5 protein-coding genes and 1 pseudogene are annotated in these 6,217 nt (G+C 72.9%); 1 reads left to right on the top strand and 5 read right to left on the bottom strand.

The genetic code is table 11. The annotated features are described in order from the left end of the window. Positions 1–42: 42 nt before the first annotated feature. From JF597_RS41670 to JF597_RS41655, 4 genes and pseudogenes are all read right to left on the bottom strand, one after another. A pseudogene (locus tag JF597_RS41670) lies at positions 43–255 on the bottom strand (biotin/lipoyl-containing protein); the annotation flags it as partial. Positions 256–315: 60 nt separating this feature from the next. Continuing rightward, positions 316–1,704, bottom strand: a complete 1,389-nt coding sequence (gene lpdA / locus JF597_RS41665) for a dihydrolipoyl dehydrogenase (protein ID WP_294008956.1) — start codon at positions 1,702–1,704, stop codon at positions 316–318. 338 nt (positions 1,705–2,042) lie between these two features. After that, a complete protein-coding gene (locus JF597_RS41660) occupies positions 2,043–3,581 on the bottom strand; it encodes a leucyl aminopeptidase (protein WP_294008954.1) in 1,539 nt (512 codons plus the stop codon). Positions 3,582–3,868: 287 nt separating this feature from the next. Further along, positions 3,869–4,663, bottom strand: coding sequence for an adenosylcobinamide-GDP ribazoletransferase (locus tag JF597_RS41655; protein ID WP_294008952.1), 795 nt, complete (start codon positions 4,661–4,663; stop codon positions 3,869–3,871). A gap of 82 nt (positions 4,664–4,745) precedes the next feature. Here JF597_RS41655 and JF597_RS41650 point away from each other — a divergent pair, with 82 nt between their 5' ends. After that, on the top strand, positions 4,746–5,555 hold the full coding sequence (locus tag JF597_RS41650; RefSeq protein WP_294008950.1) for a hypothetical protein: 810 nt from the start codon (positions 4,746–4,748) through the stop codon (positions 5,553–5,555). Here JF597_RS41650 and JF597_RS41645 read toward each other — a convergent pair. Then, positions 5,450–6,217: a hypothetical protein gene (locus JF597_RS41645; protein ID WP_294008948.1), complete on the bottom strand. Its 768-nt coding sequence runs from the start codon at positions 6,215–6,217 to the stop codon at positions 5,450–5,452. The genes JF597_RS41650 and JF597_RS41645 overlap by 106 nt on opposite strands.

Raw genomic sequence — 6,217 nt, 5'->3', positions numbered from 1 at the left:
GGCAGCGGGGGCGCCCGTGCCGTCGTCGATGATGGCCAGCTAGGCGCCGACCTCGACCGTCTCGTCCTCGGCGACCTTGATCGAGGCCAGCACACCGGAGGCGGGGGCCGGGATCTCGGTGTCGACCTTGTCGGTCGAGACTTCGAGCAGCGGCTCGTCGGCCTCGACGCGTTCACCCTCGGCCTTCAGCCAGCGGGTGACGGTGCCCTCGGTGACGCTCTCGCCGAGCGCCGGAAGGGTTACGGAAACCGCCATGGTTTCGGTTGCTCCTTACGAATTGCGGAAGTCTGAGTCGTCGCGTGTGTCGACCGAGGGTCAGTCGTGCGAGTGCAGGGGCTTGCCGGCCAGGGCCAGGTGGGCCTCGCCGAGCGCCTCGTTCTGCGTCGGGTGGGCGTGGATGAGCTGGGCGACCTCGGCGGGCAGCGCCTCCCAGTTGTAGATCAGCTGAGCCTCGCCGACCTGCTCGCCCATGCGGTCGCCGGCCATGTGGACGCCGACCACGGCACCGTCCTTCACCTGGACGAGCTTGATCTCGCCGGAGGTGTTGAGGATCTTGCTCTTGCCGTTGCCCGCCAGGTTGTACTTCAGAGCGACGACCTTGTCCGCACCGTAGATCTCCTTGGCCTTGGCCTCGGTGATACCGACGGAGGCGACCTCCGGGTGGCAGTACGTGACCCGGGGGACACCGTCGTAGTCGATCGGGACCGTCTTCAGACCGGCCAGGCGCTCCGCCACCAGGATGCCCTCGGCGAAGCCGACGTGCGCGAGCTGGAGCGTCGGGACCAGGTCACCGACGGCGGAGATGGTCGGGACGTTCGTCCGCATGTATTCGTCGACCAGGACGTAACCGCGGTCCATGGCGACACCCTGCTCCTCGTAGCCGAGGCCGGCGGAGACGGGACCGCGGCCGACGGCGACGAGCAGGACCTCGGCCTCGAACTCCTTGCCGTCGGCGAGGGTGACCTTGACGCCGTCGGCGGTGTACTCGGCCTTCGAGAAGAAGGTGCCCAGGTTGAACTTGATGCCGCGCTTGCGGAAGGCGCGCTCAAGAAGCTTGGAGGAGTTCTCGTCCTCGACCGGGACGAGGTGCTTGAGGCCCTCGACGACGGTGACGTCGGCACCGAAGGACTTCCAGGCGGAGGCGAACTCGACGCCGATGACACCGCCGCCGAGGATGATCGCGGACTTCGGCACGCGGTCCAGGACGAGGGCGTGGTCGGAGGAGATGATGCGGTTGCCGTCGATCTCCAGGCCCGGCAGCGACTTCGGCACGGAGCCGGTCGCGAGGAGCACGTGGCGGCCCTGGATGCGCTGGCCGTTCACGTCCACGGAGGTCGGGGAGGACAGCCGCCCCGTGCCCTCGATGTACGTCACCTTGCGCGAGGCGATCAGACCCTGCAGGCCCTTGTACAGACCGGCGATGACGCCGTCCTTGTACTTGTGGACGGCAGGCACGTCGATGCCCTCGAAGGTGGCCTTGACACCGAACTGCTCGCTCTCGCGGGCCTGGTCGGCGATCTCGCCCGCGTGCAGCAGGGCCTTGGTGGGGATGCAACCCCGGTGCAGGCAGGTACCGCCGACCTTGTCCTTCTCGATCAGGGCGACGTCCAGGCCCAGCTGCGCCCCGCGCAGGGCCGCGGCGTAACCGCCACTACCACCGCCGAGGATCACTAGGTCGAAAACGGTGCTGGCGTCGTTCGCCACGTCACGTCCTCCATGCATGTGCGCCGTACGCCGGTCTCCAGTGACCGGTCGGCGGCTGGTGTCCGGCCGCTCTTCTTCGGCCCTGTGGGTGGGGCCCTGTCCTGCCGAGCCCCATCTTCGCACTTGTCGGAGGTGAACGAGACGCGGGGCTGGGGTGTGAGACACCACACTTGGCGCCCCCGAAGGGGCGCTGGGGTCCCCCCGGCCGAAGGCCGGGGGGAGGAACTGGGCGACCGGCCCCCACGGCCAGCAATCGCCCGGCGACGGACCGGACCGAGTCATGGGCGACGGGACCCCGCACTACCCGCAGGCGAGGTCCCGCCCGCAAAACCCCGGCGTCAGCCCAGCTCGCCCTCGGCCGTCAGCTCCGCCAGCCGCACCAGCGTCCGCACCGCGGACCCCGTGCCCCCCTTGGGCGTGTACCCGAAGGCGCCCCCCTCGTTGAAGGCCGGCCCCGCGATGTCGAGGTGCGCCCAGGTGATCCCCTCACCCACGAACTCCCGCAGGAAGAGGCCCGCGACCAGCCCGCCGCCCATCCGCTCGCCCATGTTGGCGATGTCGGCGGTCGGCGACTCCATCCCCTTGCGCAGGTGCTCCGGCAGCGGCATCGGCCACGCCGGCTCGCCCACCTCCTCCGCGGCCTCGTGCACCGCGGAGCGGAACGCGTCGTCGTTGGACATGATCCCGAACGTCCGGCTGCCCAGCGCCAGCATCATCGCGCCGGTCAGCGTCGCCACGTCCACGATCGCGTCCGGCTGCTCCGCGGACGCGGCCCACAGCGCGTCGGCGAGCACCAGCCGGCCCTCCGCGTCCGTGTTGAGCACCTCGACGGTCTTGCCGCTGTACATGCGCAGCACGTCACCGGGGCGCACGGCGGAGCCGGACGGCATGTTCTCCGCCAGCGCCAGCCACCCGGTCACGTTGACCGGCAGGCCGAGCCGCGCCGCCGTCACGACGGCCGCGAAGACCGCCGCCGCGCCGCTCATGTCGCACTTCATCGTCTCGTTGTGGCCGGCCGGCTTGAGCGAGATACCGCCCGAGTCGTAGGTGATGCCCTTGCCGACGAACGCGAGGTGCTTGTCCGCGTCGGCGTGCGTGTACGACAGCTTCACCAGCCGCGGGGTCGCCGCCGAGCCGCCGCCGACGCCGAGGATGCCGCCGTACCCGTCCTTGGCGAGCGCCTTGTCGTCCAGCACCTGGATCTTGAGGCCGTGCTCCTTGGCCGCGCCCTGGGCGATCGCGGCGAACGCGGCCGGCGTGAGGTCGTTCGGCGGGGTGTTGACCAGGTCGCGGGCCCGGTTCAGCTCCTCGGAGACGGCCGTGGCGCGGGCCAGGGCCGCCTTGTGGACGGCATCTCGCGGCTTGCCCCCGAGCAGCACGCCCTCGGCGAGCGGCGCCCGGCCGTTCTTCGCCTTCAGGCTGTTGCCGGTGCCGGCACCGTTGTCCTTGTACGTGTCGAAGGAGTAGGCGCCGAGCAGCACGCCCTCGCCGATCGCGCCCACGGCGGCCGCGTCCGCGACGGGCAGCGCGAAGGCCGCCTTCTTGGCCCCGGACAGTGCGCGGGCGGCGACACCGGCCGCCCGGCGCAGCGCCTCGGCCTCGAACTCCGTGTCCGGGCCGGGCTCGGTGCCCAGGCCGACGGCGATGACCAGCGGGGCCTTGAAGCCGGCCGGGGCGGGCAGCTTCGTCAGTTCGCCCTCGGCACCCGAGGCACCGAGGGTCTCCAGGATCGCGGCCAGCTTGCCGTCGTAGGCCGTGTCCACGGCTTCGGCGCCCGGCGCGACGACGGGGCCCTTGGCGCCCTTGGCGACACCGATCACGATCGCGTCGGCCCGGAGGCCGGGCGCCGCTGAGGTGCTGAGAGTGAGAGCAGTCACGGTGGTGGAATCTCGCTTCCGATGTTGAGTTGCAGTGGCCGAGCGGGTGGGTCGACCGGGCCCGGAGCGACCCTGAGGAGTGCCCTCGGGTCGCGTTGCGACCGGGGCCTTCACCCCGTCGGCGAACACCCGGGACGAGCCTACGCGTGTGTATGCGCTCGCTCATTCCTGCGGGCGTTCACCTGGGGGTGGCGGCACCGCCACTTTCCATCACACCGGGAGGCGGAGCGCACGCTGGGGGCAGGAACGCGACCGGCCCCTTGGGCCCGCGGGTGCGACCCGACCCGTCAGCCCCCGAACGAGAACACCACGAGCGCCGCGGTCGCCGCCGTCTCCGCGAGCGCCCCGAACACGTCCCCGGTCACCCCGCCGAACCGCCGCCGGCAGTGCCGCAGCAGCCCGTCCGTCGCGGCCTCGGCCACCACCACCGCGAGCAGCGCCCGCAGGCTGTCGCCCGCCCCCACCAACGCCCCGGCCCCGGCCGCCAGCAGCATCACCGCGAACGTGACCACGGTCGCCGCCACCTTGGGCACCACCCCGGCCACCGCCGCCCCCAGCCCCTCGGGACGGGCGGCCGGCACCCCTTCCACCGCGGCCAGGGTCAGCGCCAGCCGGGCCACCGTCGCCGCCACGACCGCCGCCAGGGCACCCCGCTGCCACCCGCCGCCGTACGCCTGGGCCAGCGCGGCCACCTGCCCGAGCAGGACGAAGACGAGGGTGATGACCCCGAACGGGCCGATGTCCGACTGCTTCATGATCCGCAGGGCGTCCTCGGCGGGCTTGCCGCTGCCCAGGCCGTCGGCGGTGTCGGCGAGACCGTCCAGGTGCAGGCCGCGGGTGAGCACGGCCGGTACGGCGACGGCGGCGACCGCGGCCACCAGTGCGCTCGCCCCCGCCGCCAGGAGCAGTGCGCCGACCGCCCCCGCGCAGCCGCCGACCGCGAGGCCGGCCAGGGGGGCGGAGAGCATGCCGCCGCGGGCCGCCTCGCGGTCCCAGCGGGTCACCTTCACGGGGAACACGGTGAGCGTGCCGAAGGCGAAGCGGACGCCGTCGCGCCAGGGAGTCGCAGAGGTCACAGCCACCGGCGCAGGTTACCTGGTGGTCAGGAAGCCGCGGCCCGGCCGGACGCCCGGCGAGGCCCACTCCCGGGGATAAAGTGCGCACATGGGACATTGGCTGGAGCGGAACATCATCGAGCCGGGCAAACTCCCGCTGCTGCTCGCCCTGACCGCCTTCGTCCTGACCTTCGTGATCACACGGGTCATCACCCGGCTGATCCGTGCCGGAAAGGGCCCGTTCGGCAACGTGCGGGCGGGCGGGCTGCACATCCACCACGTGGTCCCCGGCGTCGTCCTCGCCGTCGTCGGCGGCTTCGGCGCGGTCGCCAGTTCCCGCAACGGCCCGGGCGCGGCCCTCGCCGCGATCGTCTTCGGGATGGGCGCCGGGCTCGTCCTCGACGAGTTCGCGCTGATCCTGCACCTCGGCGACGTCTACTGGACCGAGGAGGGCCGCAAGAGCGTCGAGGCCGTCGTCATCACGGCGGCGCTGGTGGGGCTGCTGCTCGCCGGGTTCTCACCGTTCGGCGTCAACGACCTCTCGGCGGACGAACTCCAGGACCGGGGGACCGTCATCGCGAACGTCGTGGCCAACTTCGCCTTCTCCCTCGTCGCCCTGAGCAAGGGCAAGGCGCGCACCGCGATCTTCGGGGTGATCGTCCCGCTGGTCGCGATCGTCGGTGCGGTCCGCCTGGCCCGCCCCGGTTCGGCCTGGGCCCGCCGCTTCTACGGCAACCGGCCGCGCGCCCGGGCCAGGGCCCGGCTGCGCACCTATCACCACGACCGTCGCTGGTCCCGGCTCACCCTGACCCTTCAGGACTGGATCGGCGGCAGGCCCGACCGCCCCGAACCGCTGCGGCTGCCCGGCCACGGCCCCGGCCCGGGACCCGGCCCCGGACCCGACCCCGGCCACCGGTGACGCCACCGGTGCCGCAGTCGCCGCCCCGCCGGCGTCGCCCCGCACAGCACCGCCACGCCCACGATGGCCGCCAGGTGCTCCTTTCCGGCCAGGTTGTCCTTCAGCGTCACCTCGACCGCCATCGCGGCCGCCACCGCGCCGGCGGTGGCGTAGGCGCCGTACCGCCAGCACAGGTAGACCGCGAGCCCCACGACGGCGGCCGAGGGCCCGGTGTCCACCACCCGGGCGTCCGAGGCCGGCAGCCCCGGCGGACCGTGTGGCCCCAGCGCGATGCCCAGCCGCGCGTACAGCGTGCCGGCGAGGGTCGCCACGTACGCGACGACCAGGGTCCGCCACCAGCCCAGGCACACCTCGGCGATGCCGAAGACCACCAGGATCTGGGCCAGGGCGCCCCACACCGGAAGGTCCAGGGCCGGCACGAACAGCGACAGGGGAGTGCGCAGCAGGGCCGCCGGGAGCGGGTCCGCGGCGCGCGCCGCCCCGACGTCCTGCACGAGGCGGTAGCCCCACGACTGGTTCTGCGTGAACTGCAGCAGCGCGGTCAGGAACACCGCCCCGGCCGTCATCGGCACCGCCCGCAGCCGACGCTTCGCCAGCGGGCCGCGCACGGTGGCGTACAGCAGCCCCCACTCGGCGCGGGCCCAGCGGGCGGGCGGCGTCAT

This window comes from Streptomyces sp. (assembly GCF_019510245.1).
Classification (GTDB): domain Bacteria; phylum Actinomycetota; class Actinomycetes; order Streptomycetales; family Streptomycetaceae; genus Streptomyces.
The sequence above is the reverse complement of the archived record's forward strand: the minus strand, read 5'-3'. Positions and strand labels throughout refer to the sequence as shown.